This window comes from Modestobacter marinus (genome assembly GCF_011758655.1).
GTDB classification, from domain to species: domain Bacteria; phylum Actinomycetota; class Actinomycetes; order Mycobacteriales; family Geodermatophilaceae; genus Modestobacter; species Modestobacter marinus.
This window is the reverse complement of the sequence record NZ_JAAMPA010000001.1, coordinates 1,427,379-1,454,258: the sequence shown is the minus strand read 5'-3', so window position 1 is coordinate 1,454,258 and position 26,880 is coordinate 1,427,379. Positions and strand designations below refer to the sequence as shown.

Below are 26,880 nucleotides of genomic sequence, written 5' to 3'. Positions count from 1 at the left end.
ACACGTCACTCGGTAGGGACAGCGGGCTCAGTAGGTGAAGCGGGCCACGCTCCCCCGCAGGTCGCTGGCCATCCGGGACAGCTCGTCCACGGCCTGCCGGGTCTGCCCCAGCGCCTGCGTGGTCGAGGAGGCGGCGGTGGAGACCCCGGTGATGTTCGTGGCGATCTCCGTCGACCCGCCGGCGGCCTCCTGCACCGACCGCGACATCTCATTCGTCGTGGCCGTCTGCTCCTCCACCGCACTGGCGATGGTCAGCTGGAAGTCGTTGATCGACCCGATCACCTCGCTGATCCCACCGATCGCCTCGATCGCCTTCGCGGTGTCCCCCTGGATGGCCTCCACCCGACGGGCGATGTCCTCCGTCGCCCGCGCCGTCTCCTGCGCCAGCTCCTTCACCTCGTTGGCCACCACCGCGAAGCCCTTCCCCGCCTCACCGGCCCGCGCGGCCTCGATCGTGGCGTTCAGCGCCAGCAGGTTCGTCTGCTCGGCGATGCTCGTGATCGTCTTCACCACCGCGCCGATCTCCTTGGAGGAGATGCCGAGCTCCGTGATCGTCGCCGTCGTCGTCTTCGCCTCCGTCACGGCCGAGGCCGCCACCCGCGCCGCCTCGTTCGCGTTCTGGGAGATCTCCCGGATCGACGCCCCCATCTGCTCGGCACCCGCAGCCACCGTCGCCACGTTCCGGGACACCTCCTCAGCGGCCGCCGACACCACACCCGACTGGGCCGAGGTCTCCTCCGCCGAGGAGGAGATCTGCGCCGAGGACGCCGAGAGCTCCTCCGACGAGGCCGCCACCGCATCAGCGGACGCGACGATCTCGGCGACCGTGTCGGCCATCGTCTGCGCGGCCGTGTTCAGCGCCGCGGACATCTGCCCCATCTCGTCCCGACCGCGGACGGGCAGCCGCACGGTGAGGTCACGCCCGGCCAGCCGCTCCAGTGCGGTCTGGATCTCCCGGACGCCGCGGACGATGCCGCCGGACACCACGAAGGACAGGCCGGCCCCGAGCAGCACCGACGCGAGCGCCACCAGCACCATGTCGCGGACCATCGCCGACTCGGCCGCCTGCGCCTCGGCGCGCGTCTCCGCCACCCGGGCGTCCACGGAGCCGACCAGCTCGGTCATCGCCTGGTCGAGCACGTAGAAGACGTCCCACTTGTCCCCGGTCGAGACCGCGTCCCCCTCGTCGAGGCGCCCCTGCGCCCAGAGCGCGAAGATCTGGTCGTTGAAGGCGCTCATCGCCGTCCAGTTCTCCTGGATCGTGTCCAGGCTGACGCGGGCCTCGTCGTCCAGCAGGTCACGGTCGAGGGCGAAGAGCTCCTCGAACCCGGTGGCGCCGTCCTCGTAGTTGGGCACGTTGTCCCCGTCGGGGGCAGCAGCGACGGCGCCGCCGTCGACCCGGGCGCGCCAGGCGGTGATGTTCTGCCAGTTGGCCGCCCACAGGAGGTCGTACCGGGCGTCCTCGACGGCACGCTGGACGCCCACGGCGGCCGTCGCCCGGTCGTTGAGATCCCCCACCCGGGCCGATCCGGCGATCCCGGTGATCGCGACGGCCGCCAGGCCGATCAGCAGGACGGCGCTCAGGGTGAAGACGCGGGTCCTGATGCCCCGGTTGCGCAGCCAGCTGCGCGTGTTCGCAGGTGTCCTCGAGTGGGCGCTCATCGATCCGTACATCCGTTTCGTCCGGTGGTGCAGGAGGTGCTGGGACAGGTCGGCCGGCACGAGCGGCCCGGTCACGGGTGGGGGCCGTGGGGCGGGTGTGACTCGGTCTCGTCCGGGAGATCGTCGGGCAGCAGACCGGGGCGGCCGTCGAACCAGTGGGCGTGTCGCGACGCTGACCAGCAGAAAGACCGGTGACCGGTGCCGGCGGGCGACGAGTCGACATCCCGCGCGGGTGACCGGTGCCGGGAACGCGGCAGGGCCGCACGGACCCGAGGTCCGTGCGGCCCTGCTGTGCGGTGCCGGTGCCGCTCAGTAGGTGAAGCGGGCCACGCTCCCCCGCAGGTCGCTGGCCATCCGGGACAGCTCGTCCACGGCCTGCCGGGTCTGCCCCAGCGCCTGCGTGGTCGAGGAGGCGGCGGTGGAGACCCCGGTGATGTTCGTGGCGATCTCCGTGGAGCCGCCGGCGGCCTCCTGCACCGACCGCGACATCTCGTTCGTCGTCGCCGTCTGCTCCTCCACCGCAGAGGCGATGGTCAGCTGGAAGTCGTTGATCGACCCGATGATCTCGCTGATCCGACCGATCGCCGACACGGCACCCGAGGTGTCGCCCTGGATCGCCTCCACCCGACGGGCGATGTCCTCCGTCGCCCGGGCGGTCTCCTGCGCCAGCTCCTTCACCTCGTTGGCCACCACCGCGAAGCCCTTGCCCGCCTCACCAGCACGGGCGGCCTCGATCGTGGCGTTGAGCGCCAGCAGGTTCGTCTGCTCCGCGATCGAGGTGATCACCTTGATCACGTTGCCGATCTCCCGCGAGGAGTCACCCAGCTTCAGCACCGTGGCGTTCGTCGTCTCCGCCTCCGTCACCGCCTGCGCCGCCACCCGCGCAGCCTCGTTCGCGTTCTGGGAGATCTCCCGGATCGAGGCCCCCATCTGCTCCGCACCCGCAGCCACCGTCGCCACGTTCCGGCTGACCTCCTCCGCCGCCGCCGAGACCACCCCGGACTGCGCCGAGGTCTCCTCCGCCGACGACGAGATCTGCGCCGAGGACGCCGACAGCTCCTCCGACGCCGCCGCCACCGCGTCCGAGGACGCCACCACCGACGCCATCACCCCGCGCAGCTCGGTCACGGCCGCGTCGAGCGCCTGGCCCATCTGGCCCAGCTCGTCCTGGGTGGTCAGCCCGCTGGTCCGGGTCAGGTCCCCCTCGGCCAGGCCCTGGGCCACGTCCTTCACCCGTCCCGTGGCGCGGGCGATCCCCGAGGCCACGAACCAGCCCAGGGCGAGCGCGAGGCCGACGCCGGCGACGATCAGGACGATCGCGGTGGTCCGCTGGGACAGGTACTCCTCGTGGATCCCCGTCGCGGCGGCCTCCGCCTGCGCAGACTCCAGGTCCCGCAGCGTCGCGATGTCCTCCCGCACCTGCTCGACGACCGGCGCGACCTGGGCCGAGTTTGCCGCTCCCCACGCCGCGTAGTCGCGCTCACGGGCCAGCGGCCCGAGCACCGAGCGCTGGAGGTCGAGGTACTGCGCCATCCCCGCCTCGATCTCGTCGACGACGGCCAGCTTCGCCGGCTGGGCGGTGCCCGTGCGGTAGGCATCGAGGACGGTGCCGAACTCCTCGCCCAGGCCCTCGACGGCGGCGATGGCCTTGGTCGGATCGCTGCTGAGGATGACGTCCCGGGTGTTCACCCGCATGTCCGCCACCAGCGCGTCCAGGTCGGTGGCGGCGACGACGCCGATCAGGTTGTCCCCGTAGAGCGCCTGCGCCGATTCGTCGCTGACGCCCAGCGCGTCCAGCCCCATGACACCGATCCCGGCCGCGACGACGCCGGCCACCCCGACGGTGGCCAGGATCTTCGTCCTGACGGTGCGGTTGCCCCACCACGAACCGGAGCGGGCCAACGGGCTGACGGACATGTTCTCTCCTGGGGTGCTTGCAGGTGGGGTGGGGCCGCACTTCCTCAGCCGGCGGAATTCGTCCGCGATCGGCGAGTCAGGACCATGATGAACGAATCGGTAATGCGGAGTGTCACGAGTGCAGCGTGTCGCATGCCGCTGCGTGGACAAAGCACGATGACCGGCTCGTGGAATGGTCATGTCGACATTCTCGGAATGGTCAGGGAAGAGCAGGCCACGGACGGCGGACGTCCCCGCGTCGACGTCCTCGAGCGGTCATCGAGGTGCTCCCGGCGCCGGGGACGACGACGGCCGGCACCCCCGCTGGCGGGAGGTGCCGGCCGTGGGAGCGGATGACGTCACCAGGTGAAGCGGGCCACGCTCCCCCGCAGGTCGCTGGCCATCCGGGACAGCTCGTCCACGGCCTGCCGGGTCTGCCCCAGCGCCTGCGTGGTCGAGGACGCCGCGGTGGAGACCCCGGTGATGTTCGTGGCGATCTCCGTGGACCCGCCGGCGGCCTCCTGCACCGACCGCGACATCTCGTTCGTCGTGGCCGTCTGCTCCTCCACCGCAGAGGCGATGGTCAGCTGGAAGTCATTGATCGACCCGATGATCTCGCTGATCCGACCGATCGCCGACACCGCACCCGAGGTGTCGCCCTGGATCGCCTCCACCCGACGGGCGATGTCCTCCGTGGCCCGCGCGGTCTCCTGCGCCAGCTCCTTCACCTCGTTGGCCACCACCGCGAAGCCCTTCCCGGCCTCACCGGCCCGCGCGGCCTCGATCGTGGCGTTGAGCGCCAGCAGGTTCGTCTGCTCCGCGATCGAGGTGATCGCCTTCACCACCGCACCGATCTCCTGCGAGGAGGTGCCCAGCTGGGTGATGGTCCGCGTGGTGGCCTCCGCCTCGCTCACCGCCTGCGCGGCCACCCGCGCCGCCTCGTTCGCGTTCTGGCTGATCTCCCGGATCGAGGCACCCATCTGCTCCGCACCGGCCGCCACCGTGGCCACGTTCCGCGACACCTCCTCCGCCGCCGCCGACACCACACCCGACTGCGCCGAGGTCTCCTCCGCCGAGGAGGAGATCTGCGCCGACGACGCCGACAGCTCCTCCGACGCCGCCGCCACCGCGTCCGAGGAGGCCGCCACCGAGGCGATCACCGCGCGCAGGTGCTCCTGGGCGGTCCCCAGCGCGACCGCCATCTCACCGACCTCGTCCCGGGCCACGATCCCCGTCTCGACCGTCAGGTCACCGGTCGCCATCGCCTCCAGCGAGGCCTGCACCCGCCGCAACGGCCGGGTCAGCGCTCGCTGGGTGAGCAGGCAGATGACCAGGATGGCCACCACGCCGGCGGCCGCGACGATGCCGCTGGTCCAGTCCGCCTGGGTGATCGACGCGTCCAGCTCGGCCTCCGCGGCCTCCGACTCCGCCGCCAGCGCGTCCTTGGCCGCCCCGACCGCCCCGTCGGTGAGGTCGTTGGCAGCCTGGATCTCCTCGAACCGCGCCCGCATGCCGACCTGGTCGGCGACGGCTGCCTCCACGAAGGACGCCAGCGCCTGCTGGTAGTCGCCGAACGTGGTCTGCACCGCCTCCGCCGCCGCGGCGCTGTCGCCGGTGAGGGGGACCTCCCGGAGCTGGGCCAGCAGGGCCTCCGACGTCGCGATGTCGTCGGCCACGTCGACCAGCTGGTCGGTCGGGGTGGGGCTCACCAGCGCCTTGAGACCGTCGACCTTCAGCTCACTGGCCCGGGTGTCCAGCTGCAGCACCAGCTCGGCCGCCTCGTCGAGCTGGACCAGCCGGTGGTTGGCGTCCCGGACGGTGGCGTTCGAGGCCATCGTGGCCGTCAGCAGCCCGGCGAAGGCCAGGACGACGACGCCGATCATGATGCCGAACTTCACGGCGAGCCGGCGGTCGGCGAACCAGCCCGACGGGCCGGTGGAGGTGGGGGAGCGCATGGCGGGTCTCCTGGTCGGAACGGGCGGCGGCGCACGGGACTGCCGCAGCGGGGGACGAGTGCACCCGTTCCAGAGAGCGGCTGCGCTCTCCGGGCCGGCGAGGACCACGTCCCGGGAGCCCGGGACGTCGACGTCCTGGCATTTCCCGAGGGTGGTTCGCGGGCCATGGTGGGGGATCCGGTAATGGCTGGTACCGATGTGCCCTGCGTGTCGTGGACGGCGACGAGAATGGTCGGCCAGCACTGTCGGGGAGCACTTTGTCGACTCGCGCAGGAATGGCACACGAAAAGACCGCGGCCGCCGCCTCGCCCGGGGAAGGGGGCGAGACAGCGGCCGCGGGAGCCGTTCGGTTCTCTCAGTAGCTGAAGCGGGCCACCGAGGTGCGCAGGTCGCTGGCCATCCGGGACAGCTCGTCCACGGCCTGCCGGGTCTGCCCCAGCGCCTGCGTGGTCGAGGAGGCGGCGGTGGAGACCCCGGTGATGTTCGTGGCGATCTCCGTGGAGCCGCCGGCGGCCTCCTGCACCGACCGCGACATCTCGTTCGTCGTCGCCGTCTGCTCCTCCACCGCAGAAGCGATGGTCAGCTGGAAGTCGTTGATCGACCCGATGATCTCGCTGATCCGACCGATCGCCGACACCGCACCCGAGGTGTCGCCCTGGATCGCCTCCACCCGACGGGCGATGTCCTCCGTGGCCCGCGCGGTCTCCTGCGCCAGCTCCTTCACCTCGTTGGCCACCACCGCGAAGCCCTTGCCCGCCTCACCAGCACGGGCGGCCTCGATCGTGGCGTTGAGCGCCAGCAGGTTCGTCTGCTCCGCGATCGAGGTGATCACCTTGATCACGTTGCCGATCTCCCGCGAGGAGTCACCCAGCTTCAGCACCGTGGCGTTCGTCGTCTCCGCCTCCGTCACCGCCTGCGCCGCCACCCGCGCCGCCTCGTTCGCGTTCTGGCTGATCTCCCGGATCGAGGCCCCCATCTGCTCCGCACCCGCAGCCACCGTCGCCACGTTCCGGCTGACCTCCTCCGCCGCCGCCGAGACCACCCCGGACTGCGCCGAGGTCTCCTCCGCCGAGGAGGAGATCTGCGCCGAGGACGCCGACAGCTCCTCCGACGCCGCCGCCACCGCGTCGGAGGAGGCGACGACCGCAGCCATCACCGAGCGCAGGTTGTCCTGGGCGGCGGCCAGCGAGTCGGCCATCTGACCGATCTCGTCCCGGTCCCGGACCTCCGGGCGGACGGTCAGGTCACCCTCGGCCATCGCCTGGGCCGAGCGCTGCACGGAGCCGACCGTCGCGAGGATCCGGCGGACCACCAGGAACGCGAGGGCGGCGGCGACGACGATCGAGACGATCGAGACGGTGAGCAGCAGCGTGACCGAGTCGCTCGCCCGGTCGGCGGCGGCGGCGTTGCGCGCCGATGCCTGCTCGGACTGGGCGATGCCCTCCTCTTCCAGGCCGTCGGCGATGTCGTCGAAGTACGGCTGCATGGTCTCCCTGACCAGCTGCGCGTAGCCGGCGACGTCGCCCGAGGCGCCGAGCGGGAAGGCGGTCGTGGTCAGCAGCTGGAGCAGCGCGGCCCGGGCGTCCAGGTACTTGTCCATCGCGGCCTGGTCGACGACGTAGGGCTCGTACTCGGTGAGGCCGGCCTCGACGTCGGCCTGCTTCTCCTCCATCTGCCCGATCAGCTCCTGCTGGCGGGCCGGGTCGGAGAAGGCGTACTCGAGCACGCGGGCGCGGTGCGCCGCGGTGGCCCGCTGGACCGCGGAGAGGGAGTTGAGCGGCTTCAGGTTCTCGGTGTAGATGGCCTGCTGGCCGTCACGCATCTCGTTGATCCGGCCGATCGCCAGGGCGTTCGTGCCGAGGACGACGAGGGCGAGCAGGGCGATGACCGCCCCGATCTTGACGCCGATCGGTCGGTCGGCGAACCACCCGAGCCGCCGAGAGGGGAGAGCTGTGGTGCTCATGGTCTTTCTCCAAGGAAGGGAGTGGATCGGGTGGGAGGGGGTCGGGGTGGATCGGGGTCCCGCTCCTCCCCGCGCGCCTGCGGCGCGGGGGAGCAGCGGGGTCCTGCGTCAGCTGCCGACGGCGCGGTTCACGTCGAGGGCGAGGAGCAGCTGGCCGGAGAGCTTGTAGGCGCCGCGGATCAGCTCGCGGGCCGCGCCGTCGAGCGTGTCCGGCGGGGCCTCGAAGTCGCGGACGTCGACGTCCACGACGTCGGCGATGCTGTCGACCAGCAGGCTGACCGCCTCGCCGTGCAGCCGGACGACGATCACGACGGCCTCGGTGCCCTCGGGCCGGGCCGGGCGGCCGAGCCGCTCCCGCAGCTCGATCGCGGTGACGACCTGGCCGCGGAGGTTGATCAGCCCGGCCACGGCCGGCGGGGCCAGCGGCACCCGGGTGATGCTCTGGCTGCGCAGCACCTCCTGGACGTGCTCGACCTCCACGCCGTAGAGGTCGCCGTCCAGCCAGAAGGTGGCCAGCTGGCTGGTGGCCGGCACGCTGCGGGCCTCGGTGGCGGTGCTCATGTCAGACCTCCATCAGGGGGGCGGGGGAACCGGCGCCGTCGAGGTCGAAGGCGCCGGGGGAGGGGAACCCGGCAGGGGGCGTCGTGTAGAAGGCCGGGTCGGCGGCGAGGATGGCCGCCCGGACGTCGAGCAGCTCGGTCACGCGGTCACCGATGACGGCCGAGCCGAGCAGGCCGAGGTCGTCGATGTCGCTGTGCACCGAGGCCTCGCCGTCGACGATGTCGAGGATCTCCTCGACGACGATCGCCACGCTGCGCCCGTGGTCGGCGTAGACGATGACCTCGAGCGTCTCCCGCTCGGCGTCGCCGAAGGCGCCCAGGTGCCGGTCCAGCCGGACGATCGGCAGGATCGCGCCGCGGTACTGGACCACCTCCCGGGAACCCACCCGCTCGACGGTCTCGCTGCGCACCTGCTCCAGGCGGGTGACGGTGTCCAGCGGGATGGCGACCCGCCGGCCGCCCCCGATGGCGGCGAGCAGCATCCGCTGCCGCTCCTGGACGGCGGTGCTGACGCTGGCGGCCACCCGGGCCTCCTGGCGCTCCGCGGTCTCGGCGCGCAGCGCCCGGCGGGCGAGGGCCTGGACGTCGAGGATGAGCGCGACGGCGCCGTCCCCGAGGACGGTGGCCCCGGAGTACAGCCCGATCGCCTTCATCTGGCCACCGACCGCCTTGACGACGATCTCCTCGGTGTTGATGACCCGGTCGACGACCAGCCCGAACCGGCGGCCCTCCGAGCGGAGCACGGCGATGACGACGTGGCCGTCGTGCCGGTCCGAGGGCAGGCCCAGGACGTCGGCGAGGTGCACCAGGGGGAGCAGCTCGCCGCGGAGCCGGTAGACCGAGGCCCCACCGACCTCCTCGACGGCGGCCGCGGCCTTCTCGGCGTCCAGGGCGACGAGCTCCTGCAGGCTGATCTGCGGGATGGCGTAGCGGTCGCCGGCGCACTCGATGGTCAGCGCCGGGACGATCGCCAGGGTCAGCGGGATGCGGAGCCGGGTGCAGGTGCCCCGCCCGGGCACCGACTCGACCTCGATGGTGCCGCCGATGGACTCGATGTTGGTCTTGACCACGTCCATCCCGACCCCGCGGCCGGAGACGTTCGTGACCGCCGCGGCGGTGGAGAAGCCGGGCAGGAAGATCAGCTGAAGGACGTCGGCCGGGCTCATCCGGGCGAGCGCGTCCGGGGTGAGCAGCCCGCGCTCGACGGCCTTGGCCCCGACCTTGGCCGGGTCGATCCCGGCACCGTCGTCGGCGACCTCGACGACGACCTGGCCGCTCTCGTGCCGGGCCCGCAGGGTCAGCACGCCCTCGGTCGGCTTGCCGGCCGCCGCGCGGGCCGCCACCGGCTCGACGCCGTGGTCGACGGAGTTGCGGACCAGGTGGGTCAGCGGGTCCTTGACCGCCTCCAGCAGGGTCTTGTCCAGCTCGGTCTCCCGGCCCTCCATCTCCAGGCGGACCGACTTGCCGCACTGCAGCCCGAGGTCACGGACGACGCGGGGGAGCTTGCTCCAGATGTGGTCGATCGGCTGCATGCGCGTCTTCATGACGCCCTCCTGCAGCTCGCTGGCGATCAGGTTCAGCCGCTGGGAGGCCCGGACCAGGTCCTGGTCGGTCTGCCGGCCGACGTACTGGACGATCTGGTTGCGGGTGAGCACCAGCTCGCCGACCAGCAGCATCAGGGCGTCGAGCAGGTCGACGTCCACGCGGATGGTGCTGTCGGCGACGGCCCGGCGGCCCGGCTGGGCACCGGCGCGCTCCTCGCCGGGCTCCGGAGCGGGCTCGGCCGCGGGCGGGGGGAGGGTGGGGGACTCGGCCACCGGGACCTCCATGGGGACCTCCTGCGGGACGTCGACGGCCGGAGCCGGTGCGGGCGGGGCGGGCGGGAGCATCTCGGCGGCCGGCACCGGGGCCGGCTTCGGGACGGCCGGCGCCGCGGCCTTCGCGGCGCGGGGGGTCTTCGGAGCGACCTTCTTGGCCGGTGCCCGCTTGGCGGCGGCGCGCTTGACGGGAGCGGGAGCGGGCGCGGCGGGGGCCGCTGCGACCTCGGCCGGGACCTCGACCGGCGCCGCCACCTCGGCGGGGGCCGGCGCGGCGGCCGCCGGGGTGTCCTCCAGGACGGCGCTGAGCGTGGCGACGGTGTCGGCGACCACGACGGAGCCCTCGCCCCCGGAGGCCTCGATGGCGGCCAGCAGGGCGCGGATGGTGTCGACCATCTGCAGCAGGGCGTCGGTGCGGGTGGGGTTCAGCTCCAGCGCGCCGTCCCGCAGCCGGGACAGCAGGTTCTCCCCGACGTGCGCGACCTCCTCCAGCCGGTTGAAGGCGAGGAAGCCGCTGGTGCCCTTGATCGTGTGGATGGTCCGGAAGATGCTCGAGAGCCGGTCCCGTGAACGGGGGTCCTGCTCGAGGGCGACCAGATCCTGGTCCAGCTGGTCGAGGTTCTCGTGGCTCTCCACGAGGAACTCCTCGACGATGTCGTCCAGACCTTCCACGCCTGCCTCTTCCCCTTGGTGCGCCGTGGGGCCTGCCCCGCACAGCGATGGCTTCATCGGCGCCCGCCGGTCCACCTGAAGGTGAATCCCAGGCGGGCGCCCGCCTTTTCTGAATTGCCATTCCATGGGCCTGGAATGGTGTTTCATGCCCATGTCGACAATGGCCGCGGATCAGCGTCCGACCTGGTCAGGACGTGAGACCACGGCGTGATGTGACGAATCGGCAGCGGGGGAGACGACTGTGACCGCCGGCCCGGCGGGCCGACGGTCACAGTGGGGGAGCAGGGAACGGGGAGGGCCTGGTGAGGCCGGTGGGACTCCCCGGTTCAGGCGCGGAGGGCCCCGACCAGCCGCTCGAGGACGGCGCGCACACCGTCCAGGTCGGGCACCCGGTGGGCGGCGGCGGTGTCGCCGTCCCCGACCTTGATCGTCACGCCGTCCGGGGACAGGGCGCGGAAGCCGTCCTCGTCGGTGACGTCGTCGCCGAGGTACAGCGCCGCCCGGGCGCCCAGCTCGTCGCGCAGCCGCACCAGGGCCGACCCCTTGTCGGCGTCGGTGACCGCCAGCTCCAGCACGTCCTTGCCCGGCTTGGCGGTGAGCGCGGGGTCGGCTCCCGGGCCGGCAGCGACGTCGGCGAGCAGCCGGGCGGCCGCGGAACGGTCGGCGGCGGTGCGCACGTGCACCGCGGCACCGGCCGGCTTGTGCTCCAGCCGCGCACCGGGGACGGCCTCGACCATCGGGGCGAGCGCCGCCGCGAGCTCGTCCCGGCGGACGGCGAGGTCACCGGTGAGCGGCCCGTCGAACTCCGCGCCGTGGCTGCCCACCCAGCGGAACGGGCCGGTCAGGCCGCTGGTCGCCTGCAGGTCGGCGACCCCGCGGCCGCTCACGAGGGCGACGGTCACCCCGTCGACGGCCGCCAGCCGGGCCAGCAGGTCGCCGACGCCGGGCTCGGGCACCGCCGCGGCCGGGTCGTCCCGCAGCCGGGCCAGCACGCCGTCGTAGTCGCTGGCCAGCAGCAGCGGGCGGGCGAGGGCCAGCTGGTCCAGCGCCTGCGCCAGGGCGGGGTCCAGCGACGGGCTCACGCCTGCGCCTGCAGCGACTCGAAGAAGGAGCTGGCCCAGTGGTCGAGGTCGTGCTTCTTGATGTGGCGGCGCATCGCCCGCATCCGCTTGGCCGTCTCGGCCGGCTCCATCCGCAGCGCGCGCAGCAGCTGGGCCTTCACCCCGGCGATGTCGTGCGGGTTGACCAGCAGCGCCTGCTTGAGCTCGGCGGCGGCCCCGGCGAACTCGCTGAGGACCAGCACGCCGCCGTCGTCGCCGCGGGCGGCGACGTACTCCTTGGCGACCAGGTTCATGCCGTCCCGGTAGGGCGTGACCAGCATGACGTCGGCCGCCCGGTACATGGCGGCCAGCTCCTCGCGGGGCATCGACTGGTTGAAGTAGTGCACGGCCGGCCCGGCGATCGAGCCGTAGACGCCGTTGATGTGCCCGACCTGCTGCTCGATCGTCTCGCGCATCGTCACGTAGTGCTCGACCCGCTCGCGGCTGGGGGTCGCCACCTGCACCAGGACCGTCGAGGGGGCCTCCAGGGCGCCGTCCTCCAGGAGCTCCTCGAACGCCTCCAGGCGCACGCCGATGCCCTTGGTGTAGTCGAGCCGGTCGACCCCGAGGACGATCTTGTCCGGCTGGCCGAGCTCCTCGCGGATCTCCGCGGCCCGGGCGAGCACCTCGGGGGTGCGGGCGAGCTCGTCGAAGGAGGAGACGTCGATGGAGATCGGGAACGCCTTGGCGGTGACCGTGCGGCCCTCGTAGGCGATGGTGTTGCCCTTGTACGGCAGGTCGTGCAGCCGCCGGGCCAGGTTGATGAAGTTGCTGGCCGCCGACGGCTGCTGGAAGCCGATCAGGTCGGCGCCGAGCAGGCCCTCGATGATCGCCGAGCGCCACGGCAGCTGGGTGAACAGCTCGTAGGGCGGGAAGGGGATGTGCAGGAAGAAGCCGATGGTGAGGTCGGGGCGCTGCTGCCGCAGCATGGCCGGCACCAGCTGCAGCTGGTAGTCGTGCACCCAGACGATCGCGCCCTCGGCGGCCACCTCGGCGGCCCGGTCGGCGAATCGCTTGTTGACCTGGACGTAGGCGTCCCACCAGTTGCGGTGGTACTCCGGCTTCTCCACGACGTCGTGGTACAGCGGCCACAGCGAGGCGTTGGAGAACCCCTCGTAGTAGCGGTCCACCTCCTCCTCCGAGAGCCCCACCGGGACCAGCGACATGCCGCCGGACTCGAAGGGCTCGGGGGCCTCGCCCGCGGCGCCGGACCAGCCGACCCAGGCGCCGCCGCGGCCGGCGACGAAGGGCTCCAGAGCGGTGACCAGGCCGCCCGGGCTGCGCTGGTACCGCGTCGTCCCGTCCGGGTCGGTCACCTGGTCGACGGGCAGGCGGTTCGCGACCACCACCACCGGGCTGTCGGCCTCCACCTGGTCTCCTCCCGTGCGCCTTGATCCACTCATGCCGCCCCGACCCTAGGTGACAGGCGCCACCGGGCGCGCATCGCGGCTCAGCGGGAGAGCAGGAACCCGGCCGCCGCGGCGCCCAGCCCGAGCACCAGGGACGCCGTCACGTAGCCCAGGGCGCGCAGCACGGCGCGCTCCTCCACCAGCCGGACGACGTCCGTGCCGAAGGTGGAGAAGGTGGTCAGCGTGCCGCAGAACCCGGTGCCCACCAGGGCCAGGACGGCGGGGGAGACGTCGGAGCGGCCCAGCAGCACACCGAGGACGGCGCTGCCGACGACGTTGACGGTCAGCGTGCCCAGCACGCTGCCGGCGCCCCGGCGGGCGGTGGCGACCCGGTCGGCCAGCAGCCGCAGCGGGGCGCCGGCGAGCGCGCCGAGCACGACCAGCAGCGCGGTCACGCGAGCTCCTCCTCCCCACGCGTCTGCGCCGCCCGCCGCGCGGGCGCCCGGACCACCGCCACCCCGGCTGCGGCGGCGAGCACGCCGCCGAGGACGGACGCGCCCACGTAGGCCGCCGCCACCGGCCAGCGCCCGGCGTCGGCCAGGTGCACGGCGTCGACGCTGAACGTCGAGAACGTCGTGTAGCCGCCCAGGACGCCGGTGCCCAGGAACGGGCGGAGCCACGGGTGCTGCGGCCGCCGGGCGACGACCACCGCGAGCAGCAGCCCGAGCAGCAGGCAGCCGGTCAGGTTGACCAGCAGGGTCGCCCAGGGCCAGGTGCCGTGGGCGGCCGGCAGCGCCTCGGCCACGCCCCAGCGGGCGAGTGCGCCCAGCGCCCCGCCGAGCGCGGCGGCGAGGTAGCCGATCAGCGGTCCGCCCGGCGGGTCTCGGGGAACAGCAGGTCGACGAAACGGGCCACGGTGGGCTGCGGCTCGTGGTTGGCCAGCCCGGGGCGCTCGTTGGCCTCGATGAACACGTGCTCGGGCCCGGCGACGTCCGGGACCATGAAGTCCAGCCCGGTCACCGGGATGCCGATGGCCCGGCTGGCCCGCACCGCCGCCGCCGCGATGTCGGGGTGCAGCCGGTCGGTCACGTCGTCGATCGTGCCGCCGGTGTGCAGGTTCGCCGTCCGCCGCACCCGCAGCCGCTCGCCCCGGGGCAGGACGTCGTCCATCGTGTGCCCGGCGTCGGCCACGACCTCGGCGGTGGCGTCGTCCAGCGGGATGCTGGACTCCCCGCCGGTGGCCCGCTGCCGGCGCCGGCTGGTCTCCCGCACCAGCGCGGTGACGTCCTGCCGGCCGTCACCGACCACCTCGGCCGGCCGGCGGAGCGCGGCGGCGACCACCCGGTGGTCGATCACCACGACCCGCAGGTCGTCGCCGGCGACCAGCTCCTCGACCAGGACGTCGGGGCAGTACTGCACCGCCAGCGCGACGGCCCGCTCCAGGGCCGGCTCGTCGCGGACGCCGACGGTGATGCCCTTGCCCTGCTCGCCCCGGGCCGGCTTGACCACCACGGCGCCGCACTCGGCCAGCAGCTGCCGGGCACCGGCGTCGGAGCCATCGGCCACCACCGCGCCGCGGGGCACCCGGACCCCGGCGCGCTCCATGATCCGGCGGGTCACCCGCTTGTCGTCGCACCGGCTCATCGCCACCGCGGAGGTGAACTCCGACAGCGACTCGCGGGTCAGCACCGAGCGCCCGCCCAGCGCCAGCCGCAGCTCGCCGAACTCGGCGTCGGTGACCTCCACGCGGATGCCGCGGCGCAGCGCCTCGTCGGCGATGACCCGCGCGTAGGGGTTGAGCTCGTTGAGCCCGGGTGGGGGAGCGGCGAACAGCGGGGTGTTGATCGGGTTCTTCCGCTTGACGCACACCGCGGAGATCCGGGAGAACCCGAGCTTGCGGTACAGCGCGATCGCCGCGCGGTTGTCGTGCATGACCGACAGGTCCAGGTGCGCCCGGCCCCGGGCCGCGTACCGCTCGGCCAGCACCCGCACCAGCGCCTCACCGGCGCCCGCCGGGGCGTCCTGCGCGTCGACGGCCAGGCACCACAGGCTGGCCCCGCCGTCGGGGTCGCCGAACGCCAGCCGGTGGTCGACGCCGGTGACCGTGCCGATCACCTGGCCGGTCCGCCGGTCCTCGGCGACCAGGTAGGTGAACGTGCGGGTGCGGTGGTTGCGCCACATCGTCGCGGCGTCACCGGTGACCATGCCGGCGCGGGCGTAGAGCTCGTTGATCCGGTCCATCTCCGCCGCGGAGGTCACCGTGCGGACGAAGACGCCGCGGATGACCTCCTCCCGGGGCCGGTAGCGGTGCAGCGGCAGCCGGTAGACGAAGGAGGGGTCGATGAACAGCTCGTCGGGGGCCATCCCCACGAGCACCTGCGGGTCCCAGGGGTAGACGCAGATGTCCCGCCGCCCGGACTCCTCGGCCCGCAGGGCGGCCAGCACGCCGGAGAGGTCGGCGAAGGTCTGCCCGAACACCAGCCGGCCCCAGCCCATGTCCAGGACGGCGTCGTGCTCCATGCCCTCCAGCTCATGGGCGGCGGGCTGCTGCCAGGACCGGCTGGTGAGCGGGGCGCTCGGTGCCCGCCGCGTGCGGTGGCCGGCCAACCGTCGGGGTGCGCTGGTCACCGGTCCACCGTAGGCGACCACTGTGACGGCAGCGTTCCACGTGGAACCCGGCGGCGGGGAGTGCGCCCAGGTGCCGGTTGCGCCCCCCGGGCGGCGGGCAGGAGGGGGGCATGCAGACACGCGTGCTCCGCGACCTGACCGTCTCCGCCCAGGGCCTGGGCTGCATGGGCATGAGCGAGTTCTACGGCACCGGCGACCAGGCCGAGGCCGAGCGCACCGTCCAGCGGGCGCTGGACCTCGGCGTCACCTTCCTCGACACCGCCGACATGTACGGCCCCTTCACCAACGAGCGCCTGGTCGGCCAGGCCATCTCCGGCCGCCGGGACGAGGTCGTGCTGGCCACCAAGTTCGGCAACGAGCGCGGCGAGGACGGCTCGTTCATCCGGATCAACGGCCGCGCCGAGTACGTGCACCGCGCCTGCGACGCGTCCCTGCAGCGGCTGGGCGTCGACGTCATCGACCTCTACTACCAGCACCGGGTCGACACGACCGTGCCGATCGAGGAGACCTGGGGCGCGCTCGCCGAGCTGGTGGAGGCCGGGAAGATCCGGTACGCCGGCATCTCCGAGGCCGCACCGGACACCATCCGCCGGGCGCACGCCGTCCTGCCGGTCACGGCGCTGCAGACGGAGTACTCACTCTGGACCCGCGACCCGGAGGAGGACGGGGTGCTGGCGACCTGCGCCGAGCTGGGCATCGGGTTCGTCGCCTACTCGCCGATCGGCCGCGGCTTCCTCTCCGGCCAGATCCGCAGCGTCGACGACCTCGAGCCCGACGACTTCCGCCGTCGCAACCCCCGTTTCCAGGGGGCGGCGTTCGCCCGGAACCTGGAGCTCGTGGACCGGGTCCGCGAGCTGGCCGAGGCCAAGGGCGTCACCGCCACCCAGCTGGCGCTCGCCTGGGTGATGGCGCAGTCCGGGCGGGACGGCGCCCCGGCGGTCGTGCCGATCCCGGGCACGAAGCGGGTGCGGTACCTGGAGGAGAACGCCGCCGCCGCCGACGTCGTCCTCACCGACGAGGACCTGCGGGCGCTCGACGAGGCGGCACCCGCCGGGGCCACGGCCGGTGACCGGTACCCGGACATGTCCACCGTGCACCGCTGATCCGGCCGCCGGGCAGGATGGGGGCGTGCCACCCCTCCTGACCGGTCGCCGCCGGTGAGCACGCCGCTCGTCGTCGCCGGCACCGTCGTCGCCGTCGTGCTGGCCGCCCTCGGCGGCCTGAGCACCGCGCTGCGCCGCCGGATCGGCACCGCGCACCTCGCCGGGGCCGCGGTGCTCGAGCTCGTGCTGCTGGTGCAGCTCGGCCTGGCGGTCGCCGCCCTCGCCGGTGGCGACCGGCCCGATGAGCTCGCCACGTTCCTCGCCTACCTGTTCAGCGTCGTGCTGCTGCCGGTGGCCGGCGTGCTCTGGGCCCGCTCGGAGCCGACCCGCTGGGCGGGCACCGTGCTCGGGGTCGCCGCGCTGGCCGTCGCCGTGATGCTCTGGCGGTTGCTGGACCTGTGGGAGGTCACCGGTGGCTGAGGGCCGGGGAACCGACGGCGGTGCGCTGGGCCGCCCGGCGCGGGAGTCGACGGACGCCGACCCCGGGACGATCCGCGGCCCGGGGCGGGTGCTCGTCGCGCTCTACGGGGTGTTCGCGCTCGCCGCGGGCGCCCGGGCGGCGGTCCAGCTGTCGACGCAGTTCGACGAGGCGCCGCTGGCCTACCTGCTGTCCGCCGCCGCGGCGGTGGTCTACGTGATCGCCACGGTCGGGCTGGCCCGCGGTGGCCGTGGTGGCCGGCGCACCGCCGTCGTCGCCTGCTCGGTCGAGCTCGCCGGGGTCCTGGTGGTGGGCACGCTGTCCCTGCTGGATCCCGCGGCGTTCCCGGACGCCACCGTGTGGTCGGGGTACGGGCAGGGCTACGGGTACGTGCCCCTGCTGCTCCCGGTGCTCGGCCTGCTGTGGCTGCGGCGCCGCTCCCAGGTCGCCGACGGGCCGGCCTGGCGCGACGCGCCCGACCGCAGGGACTGACCCGACCGGGGTGCTCACGCCAGCTCCGTGGTGCACAACCGGAGCTGGTCTCGTAGCATCGCTCGGTGCCGTCAGAGAGACGACCCGGTCAGCTGCCGTCCGCGGGTCAGGTCCCGCCCGAGGCCGCCACCGTGCTCGCCGAGGGTCTGACCGCCACCGCCGAGCCGGGTGAGCGGCGCCAGCAGGCGTCCATCGTCGGGGCCGCCGAGGCGATGGTCTCCAGCTACGACGGCCACGCCCAGTACACGCTGCCCGGCGTCCTCTCCGACGTCCCCGTCGCCGTCCTGGTCATCGACCAGGACGCCGGCACGGTCACCTACGCCAACACCGCGGCGAACGAGCTGGCCGGCAACATCGGCCTGCCCGTCCCCGTCGACACCTGGGGCGCCGCCGCCGGGCTCACCGACCTCGGCGGGTCACCGCTGGCCAGCACCTCCGGCCCGCTGTCCCTGGTGGCGGCCGGCCGGCCGGTCGCCGGGGAGGCGGTGCGGCTGAACCCGCGGCGCAGCTCCGACGACGCGCGCGCCGCCGCCGGCGTCGGCGAGCCCGATCAGGTGCTGTGGGTGACCGGGTTCCCGCTGTCGGCCGACGCCAGCGCCCAGCGGCTGTCGCTGGTGGTCTTCCTCAAGCTCGACGACGCCGACGGCAGCATCGACCCCGAGGCCCAGCTCCAGGCACTGCGCGAGCGCGCCGTCGTCGCCACCGACATCGCGTTCACCATCACCGACCCGCGGCAGGACGACGACCCGCTGGTGTGGGTCAACCCCTCCTTCAGCCGGATCAGCGGGTACAGCTACGAGGAGAGCGTCGGGCGCAACTGCCGTTTCCTGCAGGGCCCGGCCACCGAGCGCAAGGCCGTCGACGACCTCCGGCAGGCCCTGCGCGACGAGCAGCCGGTCACCACCACGCTGCTGAACTACCGCAAGGACGGCACGGCCTTCTGGAACCAGCTGTCCATCACGCCGGTGTTCGACGGCGAGGGCACGCTGGTCAGCTTCGTCGGCGTGCAGACCGACGTGACCGAGCGGGTGCGGGTCGAGGACGACCGCAAGGCCGCGTTCGCCGCCGAGCGGGCCGCCCGGCGGGACGCCGAGGAGGCGCACGCGGCCGCCGACGCGGCCCGGGTCGAGGCCGAGCGGGCGCAGAGCCGGCTGGCACTGATGGCCGAGGCCACCAGCACCCTGAGCGCGACCCTGGACATGGACGACCTGCTGGACCGGCTGGCGTCGCTCTGCGTCCCGCTGCTGGCCGACTGGGTGTTCGTGACCCTGGTCGACGAGCACGGCGCGGTCAGCGGCACCTCCTCCGCCCACCGGCGGGGCATGACCGAGGAGCTGCGCCGGTTCGCCGCGCTGCGCATCGCCGACCTGCCCGAGGCCGCCCCCATCCGGCGGGTGCTGCGTTCCAGCGAGCCGGTCCTGCTCCCGGAGATCACCCCCGAGTTCCTGGCCGCGGCCGCCCCCGACCCCGCGCTGCGGGCGGTGATGGGCGAACTGGGCACCTCCTCCCAGCTCACCGTCCCCCTCGTCGCCCGCCGCCGCACGCTCGGCGCCCTCACCCTGGTCGCCGAGACCCAGGCCCGGCGGTTCGGCGCCGACGACGTCGACCTGGCCCGCGACCTCTCCCGCCGGGCCGCCATGGCGATGGACAACGTGCGGCTGTACCAGCAGGAGCACAGCGTCGCCGAGACGCTGCAGCGCTCGCTGCTGCCGGAGCTGCCGGAGATCCCCGGTGTGGTGGCCGCCGCCCACTACCTCAGCGCGTCGAGCTCCGCCGACGTCGGCGGCGACTTCTACGACCTGCTGCACCTGCCCGACGGCAGCGTGGGGCTGGCCGTCGGCGACGTCGTCGGGCACGACGTCGCCGCGGCCGCCGCGATGGGGCACTTGCGCGGTCTGCTGCGGGCGTGCGCCTGGGACGCCGGCGAGGGCGACCCGGGAGAGATCCTCGGCCGGGTCGACCGGCTGGTGCAGGGCCTGCACGTGGCCCCGATGGCGACGATGGTCTACGGCCGGGTCGAACGGCCCAGCGCGGAAGGCGAGCCCTGGCGGCTGCAACTGGCCAACGCCGGGCACCCGCCGCTGCTGCTGCGGCACGTCGACGGCACGGTCGAGATGCTCGACGGGATCACCGGGATGCTCATCGGCGTCGACGTCACGCACCGGCGGGCGTCCCGCGCGGTGGAGATCCCGCCCGGGGCGACGCTGGTGGCCTACACCGACGGGCTGATCGAACGCCCCGGGGAGGACCTGGACCAGGGGATCGCCGCCCTCGTGCAGCGGCTGCGCGACGCCCCGGTCGGCGACGACCCGGCCGCGCTGTGCGTGCACGCCGTCGGCCCCGACCCCGACCGCCGGGACGACGTCGCCGTGCTCGCCCTGCGCTTCGGCTGAGCGGGGCTCAGCGCTCCTCGGGCTCCAGCCGGGCCTGCTGGAGGCCGTAGGCGCCGCGGTGGAAGAGCAGCGGCGTGCGCGAGGCGTCGGCGCCGAGGTCCAGCACCCGGGCGACGACGATGGTGTGGTCACCGCCGTCGTACTCGGCCCACAGCTCGCTGTCGATCCAGGCGACGACGTCGGCGAGCACGGGGGAGCCGTGCGGGCTGGGCGACCACTGCACCCCGGCGTACTTGTCGGCGCCCGAGCGGGCGAACTGCCGGGACAGGCCGCTCTGGGAGTCGGCGAGCACGTTGACGCAGAACCGGCCGGCCTCCCGCAGCTGCGGCCAGGTGCGCGAGGTGCGGGCCGGGGCGAAGGCGACCAGCGGCGGGTCCAGGGACAGCGAGCTGAACGACTGGCAGGTGAAGCCCACCGGGCCGTCGGCGGCCATCGCCGTCACCACGGTGACGCCGGAGACGAAGTGCCCCAGCACGTCCCGCATCACCGCGGGGTCGACCACTGCCGGGGGGACGTCCGCTGCTGGGTTCACGCCGTCGATCCCATCACGCGCGACCCGATGAGGCACGGTGCGGCCGGTCACCCACCGGCCAGGACCGGGCCGCGGGGCTCGTTGCGACCGCCTGCCCGGTACAGCGAGCTGGGCAGCTCGTGGCCGACGGCGCGCTCGGTGACCGCGGCCGCGGCGAGGACGGCGTCCAGGTCGATGCCGGTCGCCACGTCGGCGTCGGCCAGCCAGTAGACGAGCTCCTCGGTGGCGATGTTGCCGCTGGCGCCGGGCGCGAACGGGCAGCCGCCCAGGCCGCCGACGGAGGCGTCGAGCTGGGTGACCCCGGCCTGCAGGGCGGCCAGGGCGTTGGCCTGGCCGGTGCCGCGGGTGTCGTGGAAGTGCACGCCCAGCGGCACCCCCGGGCAGGCCCGGCGCACCTCGTCGAGCAGCCGCACGACGCGGGCCGGGGTGGTGGTGCCGATCGTGTCGCCCAGGCAGAGCTGGTCGGCGCCGGCGGTGACCGCCGCCCGGGTGACGTCGACGGTGCGGGCCACCGGCGTCCGCCCGTCGAACGGGCAGTCCCAGGCGGTGGCGACGATGACCTCCAGGGAGCCGCCGGCGCCGTGGGCGAGCTCGGCGATCTCCCCGACCGCGGCGACGGCCTCGGCGGTGGAACGGCCGGCGTTCGCCCGGCTGTGCGAGTCGTCGGCGGAGACCACGTACTCCAGGTGCGCGATGCCGGCGTCGACCGCACGGACCGCCCCCCGGGGGTTGGCCACCAGGGCGGAGAAGTGCACCCCGTCGAAGCGGTGCAGCTCGGCGGCGACCTGGTCGGCGTCGGCGAGGGCCGGCACCGCCTTCGGCGAGACGAACGAGGTCACCTCGATCCGCCGCACCCCGGTGGCCACCAGGGCCTCGAGCATGGCCAGCTTGCCGGCCAGGGGGACCGGGTCCTCGAGCTGGAGACCGTCCCGCATCCCCACCTCGCGGACGTCGACCGCCGTCGGCAGCACCAGGTCGAACTCGTTCACGTCGGGCCTCCTCGCCGTCGGCCCCATCCTGCCCCCGGGTCCCGGTTCCACGTGGAACCGGGACCCGGCTCAGCCGTGGACGGCGTCGTGGAAGGCGATCTCCGCCTCCAGCACCGCGGCGTACCACCGGTCCAGGGCGGCGTCGTCGGCCAGCTCCGTCGGGAGGGCGTCGACGTCGGCGCGCAGCGCCGCCACCTGCCCCAGGAAGGCGGGCTCGGCGTGCAGGTCGATCCACGCCTGTAGGTCGGGGTCCCGGTCGGCCGGCTGCGCAGCCGCCGCGGTGCACCAGCGGGCGTACATCGTCTCGGCGGCCAGCATCCCGGTGAGCGCGGCCGGCCGGCCGGACTCGGTCACCTGCCGCAGCACCACCTCGGAGAGCACCTGGGCGCGCGCGAGCGTCGCCGGTGCGTCCTCGACCGGCCAGCGGTGGCGCAGTCCCGCGAAGTAGTCACGCTGCTCGGTGACGAGGTTGGTGAGCGACCGGGCCGACGGCAGGAGCTCCGCCCACCCGTCCGACTCCCACACGACCCGGCCGAGGACCCGGCTCGCGGTCAGCACGAACGCCTCCTCGACCAGCAGGTACCGGGCGAAGTCGCCGGCGGCGAGCGTGCCCGCCGTCGCCTCCCGGACGAACCGGACGTCGCAGGCCCGGTCCAGCAGCGCGGCGTGCCGCTCGACCAGCCGTGCCGAGCGGCCGCCGGTCACCCGCGGACCAGCCAGCGCACCAGGCCGTCGAAGAGGGCCGCGTAACCCGGCCACTCCTCGCAGAAGGCCGGCGGCGCCCAGTGCGGCGAGCAGTCGGAGGTGAAGACCCCGGCCCGGCCGGCGCCGAAGGGGGCCAGCGCGACCAGGGGGTCCTCCCCCACCAGGACCGGCACCTCGGCACCGCCCCTCGCGACCACCCGGTTGTAGCCGAGCAGCCCGGGCCACTCGGCGCCGGCTCCGCCCAGCGCGGCGTGGCCGGCGTCGACCACGGTGGGCACGACACCGGCCGGGCTCTCCACCCGGTCGTCCTCGGCCAGCATCGTCACCGGGAGGACGTCGGCGATCGCCGTCTGCCGGAACGCCGCCCGCGCCTGGAACCCGCTGAAGGACAGGTAGCCGCCGATCATCAGCAGCGCCCCGCCGTCGCCCACCCAGTCGCGCAGCGCCGCGAGGCGGTCCTCGCCGGGCTGGAACCGCTCGAAGACCTGGGGCGACAGCTGGATGGAGTTGGCGCCGATGTCGGAGAGCACCACGAGGTCGTAGGCGGCCAGCGCGGCGGCGTCCCCCGGGAACCGCGTCGGCACGAGGTGTGCCGGCAGGTGCTCCACCACGTGGCCACGGCCGGTGAGCGCGTCCCGCAGCGGTCCGACGCCCTCCACGTAGGAGTGCACGGAGAACTCGTCGACCCCCTTGACGTGCGTGGAGGTGGTCATCCAGCTCTCACCGGCGATCAGTATCCGGGCCATCGGTCAGCGTTCCTTCCGTGCGGCGCCGTCGAACAACGTCCGCGGGTTGTCGGTCATGAGTGCGGTCACCACGTCCTCGGCGAGGCCGGCTGCGCGCAGCCGGTCGGCGAAGACGACGGGGACGTAGGCCAGCCCGTTGCCGCCGAAGCGGCTGAGCATCGCCTTGAGGAACAGGTCGTGCGAGAGCAGGACCCGGGAGCCGTGCCCGGCCTGCACCAGGGCCACGACGGCGGCGGTGGTCTCCGCCGGGGACGGCGACCGGCCCTCCCCGGGGAAGTCGAAGGGCATGCCCACCATGTCGAACTCCAGGAACGTGCCCCGGGCGGCCACCGACCGTTGGTGGTCGGGGTCCCCGCCGGAGGGGTCCATGTGGCACAGGACGACGGCGGCCGGGTCGACCCCCTCCTCGTCCAGCACGACGTCGAGCACCTCGTGGGCGCGCCGCAGCCAGCCGGGGAGGTGCACGAACATCGGCACACCGACCTCGCGCTGCGCCCGGCAGGCGGCTCGCAGCGCGGTCCGCTCGTCGTCGGTGAAGGCGGGGGAGACCCCGATCTCGCCGATGACGCCGGGGCGGAGGCCGTGCGAGGGGTCGAACTCGGCCACCAGCTCGTCGGCCAGCTCGTCGGGCGTGGAGGTCGCCAGGTGCGCCGGGTGGCTGGCCTGCAGGTACCAGCCCGAGCCCATGACCACCTGCACACCGGTGCGCTCGGACAGCGCGCGCAGCCGCTGGGGGTCCCGGCCGATCCCCGGTGGGGTCAGGTCGACGACGGTCCGCCCGCCGACGGCGGCGAACGCATGGAGGTCCGCGGCGATCGCGTCGAGGTCGTCCAGCCGGCAGTTGTCGGCGTTCTCGTAGGGGTGGTCGGCCAGCAGCCAGGCCAGGTCCGCCGACACCGGCGCGTCCAGCAGCTGCCGCAGCCGGGGGTCGGCCGCCGGGCGGAAGGCGACGGTGTTGTCGTTGACCAGGTGCTCGTGGGGGAGCACCACGCCCAGGTCGGCCGAGTCGACGTCCCCGAGGACCGTGCGGACCGTGCTCACCGGCCGCCCACCAGGCCGCGCAGCGCGCCGCCGATGTCCTTGCCGCGCAGGTTCACCCAGATCACGGCCAGCAGCACCGTCCCGGTGATGATCGGCGTCAGGAACGGGCTGACCCCCATGAGCGTGAGCCCGTTGGCGATGACGCCGGTCAGGATCGCCCCGATCAGCGTCCCCACCACCGTCCCGCGCCCGCCGAAGAGGCTGGTCCCACCGATGACGACCGCGGCGATGACCGTGAGCTCGAAGCCCTGCGCGGAGTTCGCCGAGCCCGAGCCGAGCCGGGCGGCGATCAGGAGGCCGGCCACCCCGGCGGCGAGACCGCTCAGGCACAGCGCCAGCATCTTGATCCGCCGCACGTTCACCCCGGCCCGGCGGACGGACTCCTCGGCCGAGCCGATGCCGATGACGTACTGACCGAAGCGGGTCCGGTGCAGCACCACGATCCCGAGGACGACGCACGCCAGGGCGATCCAGGCGCTGCTGGAGAAGCCGAGCCAGCGCGCCGTCCCCAGCTGCGCGACGAACGTCGAGCGCTCGATCGGCACCGAGAAGCCCTCGGTGGTCAGCAGCGCGATGCCCCGGATCACCGACAGGGTCGCCAGCGTGACGATGAAGGCCGGGATCCCGGCGTAGGCGGTGAACCAGCCGTTCAGCAGGCCCCATCCGGCGCCCATGAGCACCCCGGCGATCAGCACGAGCGAGGAGTCCCAGCCGGTCGCCAGCAGCTGGGCGGAGACCGCGGACACGAAGGCGACGATCGAGCCGACCGACAGGTCGATCTGGCCGGCGGTGATCACGAACGTCATGGCCACCCCGATGATCACCACCGGCGCCACCTGGGTGGCCACGTTGGAGATGTTCGCGAAGGTCAGGAAGGCGTCCGAGGCGACGGCGAAGAAGACGCAGACGGCCAGGGTGACCCCGGCCATGACCAGCGTCGCCTTGTTCACCCGCTGCCACCAGGACTGCTGTCGGGCCAGGCGGGTGGCCGGGTCCCCGGGCGGTGCGGTGGTGGTCGTGAGGGTGGTCATGCGACTGCCTCCTGCCCGGGGGCGGAACGGGTGATGAGACCGACGAGCTTCTCGATGTCGAGGTCCTTGATGAGCGCGTCGTCGACGCTCTGCCCCTCGTACATGACGGTGATCCGGTCGCAGACGCGGAAGAGGTCCTGCAGGCGGTGGGTGATCAGGATGACCCCGACCCCGCGACGCGCGACGTCGGTGATCAGCCGCAGGACCGACTCGACCTCGGCGACGGCGAGCGCGGCGGTCGGCTCGTCGAGGATGAGCACGTCGGGGGCGAAGGACACCGCGCGGGCGATGGCGACCGTCTGCCGCTGGCCGCCGGAGAGGGTCCCGATCTCCTGGTGGGTGCTGGTCACCTTGACGTGCAGGTCGGCGAGGATCTGCGCGGCCCGCTCGTGCATCGCCTTCCGGTCGATGAACGGGCCCGTGCGGGGCTCCCGGCCGAGGAACAGGTTGCTGGCGACGTCGAGGGTGTCGCAGAGCGCCAGGTCCTGGTAGACGATGCCGATCTTCTCGTCCTGTGCGGCCGAGGGGTTGCTGAAGCGCACCGGCCGGCCGTGCACCCGGATCTCCCCGGCGTCGTGCTGCACGGCGCCGGCCAGCACCTTCATCAGCGTGGACTTGCCGGCACCGTTGTCGCCGACGAGGCCGAGGACCTCCCCGCGACGCAGGGTGAGGTCGACCCCGCGCAGTGACCTCACCGGTCCGTAGGACTTGGTGATGCCCTCGAGTTCGACGAGGAGGTCCCCGGTCTCGTCAGCCACGCGTCAGCCCTCCAGGTAGTACAGGTAGTCGGAGACGTTCTCCGGCGTGACGATCTGGATGTCGACCGGGTTCTCCTGCTCCACCGGGTTGCCGCAGGCCAGGTCGATCGCCGCGGCCATCGCCTGGTAGCCGAACTCGAAGGTGTTCTGCTGGACGACGCCGGCGATCCAGCCCTCCTCCAGACCCTCGACGGCAGGGTCGGAGAGGTCCCAGCCGACGGCGCTCACCCGGTCCTGCGCGCCCTGGCTGCGGACCGCGGCGGCCAGACCGATGAGCGCCGGCTCACCGGTGGCGTACACGTACTGCAGGTCCGGGTTGCCGGTGAGCAGGTTCTCGGCGGCGGCCTGGGCGTTCTCCTGGATGTTGCGGCCGTCGACCACGGTGCCGATGGTCATCCCGCCGGCGGTGACGGCGTCCTCGAAGCCCTGCTGGCGCTCCAGCTGGATGGTGCTGTTCAGCGCGCTGACGATGCCGACCTCACCCTCGCCGCCGGAGATCTCCAGCAGCTCCTCGCCGATCAGCGACCCGCCCTCGGCGTTCGCGGTGCCGACCTGGGCGTCCACCGCCGGGTCGTCGACGATGGCGTCCACCGCCACGACGGGGATGCCCGCCTCGTCCGCGGCCCGGATCGCGGGCTTGATGCCCTCGGTGTCGACCGCGGCCACGATCACCGCGTCCACCCCGTCGGCGACCAGCGTGTTGATGGCGTTCGCCTGGGTCACCGAGTCGTCGTTGCCGCTGATGATCTGCAGGTCGACGTCGTTCTCGTCGGCCATCGCCTGCGCGGCCTCGTTGATCTGGTTGAAGAACAGCGCCTGCAGGTTGATCGTCACCAGCCCGATCTCCAGCGGCTCGTCGGTCTCGCAGCCCACCGGCTGGACGCTGGGCTCCGGCAGCGAGCCGGCCGTCGAGCTGCCGCCGGTCTCCGCACCGGCGTCGGACGACGGCGCGGGTGCGCTGTCGCAGGCGGCGAGGGCGAGCAGGCAGGCGCCTGCGGCCAGGGCGAGGGGTCGCTTCATGGGGTCCTCCTGGGTGCGGTACCGGATGCTGCGGGTCGCGGTGCGGGGGA

The 26,880-nt window shown here is 73.6% G+C and carries 23 protein-coding genes; 4 read left to right on the top strand and 19 right to left on the bottom strand.

Translation table 11 applies throughout. The features are described 5' to 3' along the window. Window positions 1-27 precede the first annotated feature (27 nt). From FB380_RS06835 to ngg, 11 genes are all read right to left on the bottom strand, one after another. Window positions 28-1,662 (bottom strand): methyl-accepting chemotaxis protein, encoded by a 1,635-nt coding sequence (locus FB380_RS06835; protein ID WP_166754415.1) that lies wholly within the window; start codon window positions 1,660-1,662, stop codon window positions 28-30. A 309-nt stretch (window positions 1,663-1,971) separates the two neighbouring features. Next, complete coding sequence (locus FB380_RS06830; protein ID WP_166754414.1) at window positions 1,972-3,579, bottom strand: methyl-accepting chemotaxis protein; 1,608 nt, start codon at window positions 3,577-3,579, stop codon at window positions 1,972-1,974. 338 nt (window positions 3,580-3,917) lie between these two features. Next, on the bottom strand, window positions 3,918-5,513 hold the full coding sequence (locus FB380_RS06825; protein WP_166754413.1) for a methyl-accepting chemotaxis protein: 1,596 nt from the start codon (window positions 5,511-5,513) through the stop codon (window positions 3,918-3,920). Window positions 5,514-5,868: 355 nt separating this feature from the next. Then, a complete protein-coding gene (locus FB380_RS06820) occupies window positions 5,869-7,476 on the bottom strand; it encodes a methyl-accepting chemotaxis protein (RefSeq protein ID WP_166754412.1) in 1,608 nt (535 codons plus the stop codon). Between the two features lie 108 nt (window positions 7,477-7,584). Beyond that, a complete protein-coding gene (locus tag FB380_RS06815; RefSeq protein WP_166754411.1) occupies window positions 7,585-8,037 on the bottom strand; it encodes a chemotaxis protein CheW in 453 nt (150 codons plus the stop codon). Between the two features lies 1 nt (window position 8,038). Next, window positions 8,039-10,525 (bottom strand): chemotaxis protein CheA, encoded by a 2,487-nt coding sequence (locus FB380_RS06810; protein ID WP_229681773.1) that lies wholly within the window; start codon window positions 10,523-10,525, stop codon window positions 8,039-8,041. Window positions 10,526-10,851: 326 nt separating this feature from the next. Further along, on the bottom strand, window positions 10,852-11,607 hold the full coding sequence (otsB, locus tag FB380_RS06805; protein ID WP_229681772.1) for a trehalose-phosphatase: 756 nt from the start codon (window positions 11,605-11,607) through the stop codon (window positions 10,852-10,854). Next, on the bottom strand, window positions 11,604-12,995 hold the full coding sequence (locus tag FB380_RS06800) for an alpha,alpha-trehalose-phosphate synthase (UDP-forming) (RefSeq protein ID WP_308422987.1): 1,392 nt from the start codon (window positions 12,993-12,995) through the stop codon (window positions 11,604-11,606). Before FB380_RS06800 ends, otsB begins: the two co-directional genes overlap by 4 nt. 80 nt (window positions 12,996-13,075) lie before the next feature. Continuing rightward, window positions 13,076-13,429 carry a fluoride efflux transporter FluC gene (locus tag FB380_RS06795; RefSeq protein ID WP_166754409.1) on the bottom strand — a complete coding sequence of 118 codons (354 nt, stop codon included), beginning with the start codon at window positions 13,427-13,429 and terminating at the stop codon, window positions 13,076-13,078. Beyond that, complete coding sequence (crcB, locus tag FB380_RS06790) at window positions 13,426-13,836, bottom strand: fluoride efflux transporter CrcB (protein WP_166756098.1); 411 nt, start codon at window positions 13,834-13,836, stop codon at window positions 13,426-13,428. The genes FB380_RS06795 and crcB overlap by 4 nt, the downstream gene beginning before the upstream one ends. After that, complete coding sequence (gene ngg / locus FB380_RS06785; protein ID WP_229681770.1) at window positions 13,836-15,602, bottom strand: N-acetylglutaminylglutamine synthetase; 1,767 nt, start codon at window positions 15,600-15,602, stop codon at window positions 13,836-13,838. The genes crcB and ngg overlap by 1 nt, the downstream gene beginning before the upstream one ends. Before the next feature lie 110 nt (window positions 15,603-15,712). Between ngg and FB380_RS06780 the strand changes: the two genes are divergently transcribed. From FB380_RS06780 to FB380_RS06765, 4 genes are all read left to right on the top strand, one after another. Then, complete coding sequence (locus tag FB380_RS06780) at window positions 15,713-16,705, top strand: aldo/keto reductase (protein WP_166754408.1); 993 nt, start codon at window positions 15,713-15,715, stop codon at window positions 16,703-16,705. 54 nt (window positions 16,706-16,759) lie between these two features. After that, window positions 16,760-17,125: a hypothetical protein gene (locus FB380_RS06775; protein ID WP_166754407.1), complete on the top strand. Its 366-nt coding sequence runs from the start codon at window positions 16,760-16,762 to the stop codon at window positions 17,123-17,125. Next, complete coding sequence (locus tag FB380_RS06770) at window positions 17,118-17,615, top strand: hypothetical protein (RefSeq protein WP_229681769.1); 498 nt, start codon at window positions 17,118-17,120, stop codon at window positions 17,613-17,615. The genes FB380_RS06775 and FB380_RS06770 overlap by 8 nt, the downstream gene beginning before the upstream one ends. Window positions 17,616-17,680: 65 nt before the next feature. Further along, window positions 17,681-20,008, top strand: coding sequence for a PP2C family protein-serine/threonine phosphatase (locus FB380_RS06765; RefSeq protein WP_229681768.1), 2,328 nt, complete (start codon window positions 17,681-17,683; stop codon window positions 20,006-20,008). A 7-nt stretch (window positions 20,009-20,015) separates the two neighbouring features. Here the strand turns inward: FB380_RS06765 and FB380_RS06760 are convergent, their stop codons facing one another. From FB380_RS06760 to FB380_RS06725, 8 genes are all read right to left on the bottom strand, one after another. After that, on the bottom strand, window positions 20,016-20,540 hold the full coding sequence (locus FB380_RS06760) for a flavin reductase family protein (RefSeq protein WP_229681767.1): 525 nt from the start codon (window positions 20,538-20,540) through the stop codon (window positions 20,016-20,018). 47 nt (window positions 20,541-20,587) lie between these two features. After that, entirely contained in the window at window positions 20,588-21,529 is a 942-nt protein-coding gene (locus tag FB380_RS06755; RefSeq protein WP_229681766.1) for a hydroxymethylglutaryl-CoA lyase, read from the bottom strand. A gap of 69 nt (window positions 21,530-21,598) precedes the next feature. Next, window positions 21,599-22,234: a TenA family protein gene (locus tag FB380_RS06750; RefSeq protein WP_166754406.1), complete on the bottom strand. Its 636-nt coding sequence runs from the start codon at window positions 22,232-22,234 to the stop codon at window positions 21,599-21,601. Further along, window positions 22,231-22,980, bottom strand: a complete 750-nt coding sequence (locus tag FB380_RS06745) for a glutamine amidotransferase (RefSeq protein ID WP_166754405.1) — start codon at window positions 22,978-22,980, stop codon at window positions 22,231-22,233. Before FB380_RS06745 ends, FB380_RS06750 begins: the two co-directional genes overlap by 4 nt. A gap of 3 nt (window positions 22,981-22,983) precedes the next feature. Beyond that, window positions 22,984-24,021: a phosphotriesterase family protein gene (locus tag FB380_RS06740; RefSeq protein ID WP_166754404.1), complete on the bottom strand. Its 1,038-nt coding sequence runs from the start codon at window positions 24,019-24,021 to the stop codon at window positions 22,984-22,986. Next, window positions 24,018-25,052 carry an ABC transporter permease gene (locus FB380_RS06735; protein ID WP_166754403.1) on the bottom strand — a complete coding sequence of 345 codons (1,035 nt, stop codon included), beginning with the start codon at window positions 25,050-25,052 and terminating at the stop codon, window positions 24,018-24,020. The genes FB380_RS06740 and FB380_RS06735 overlap by 4 nt, the downstream gene beginning before the upstream one ends. After that, complete coding sequence (locus FB380_RS06730; RefSeq protein ID WP_166754402.1) at window positions 25,049-25,810, bottom strand: ATP-binding cassette domain-containing protein; 762 nt, start codon at window positions 25,808-25,810, stop codon at window positions 25,049-25,051. The genes FB380_RS06735 and FB380_RS06730 overlap by 4 nt, the downstream gene beginning before the upstream one ends. A gap of 3 nt (window positions 25,811-25,813) precedes the next feature. Further along, window positions 25,814-26,830: a substrate-binding domain-containing protein gene (locus FB380_RS06725; RefSeq protein ID WP_166754401.1), complete on the bottom strand. Its 1,017-nt coding sequence runs from the start codon at window positions 26,828-26,830 to the stop codon at window positions 25,814-25,816. Between the last annotated feature and the right edge of the window lie 50 nt (window positions 26,831-26,880).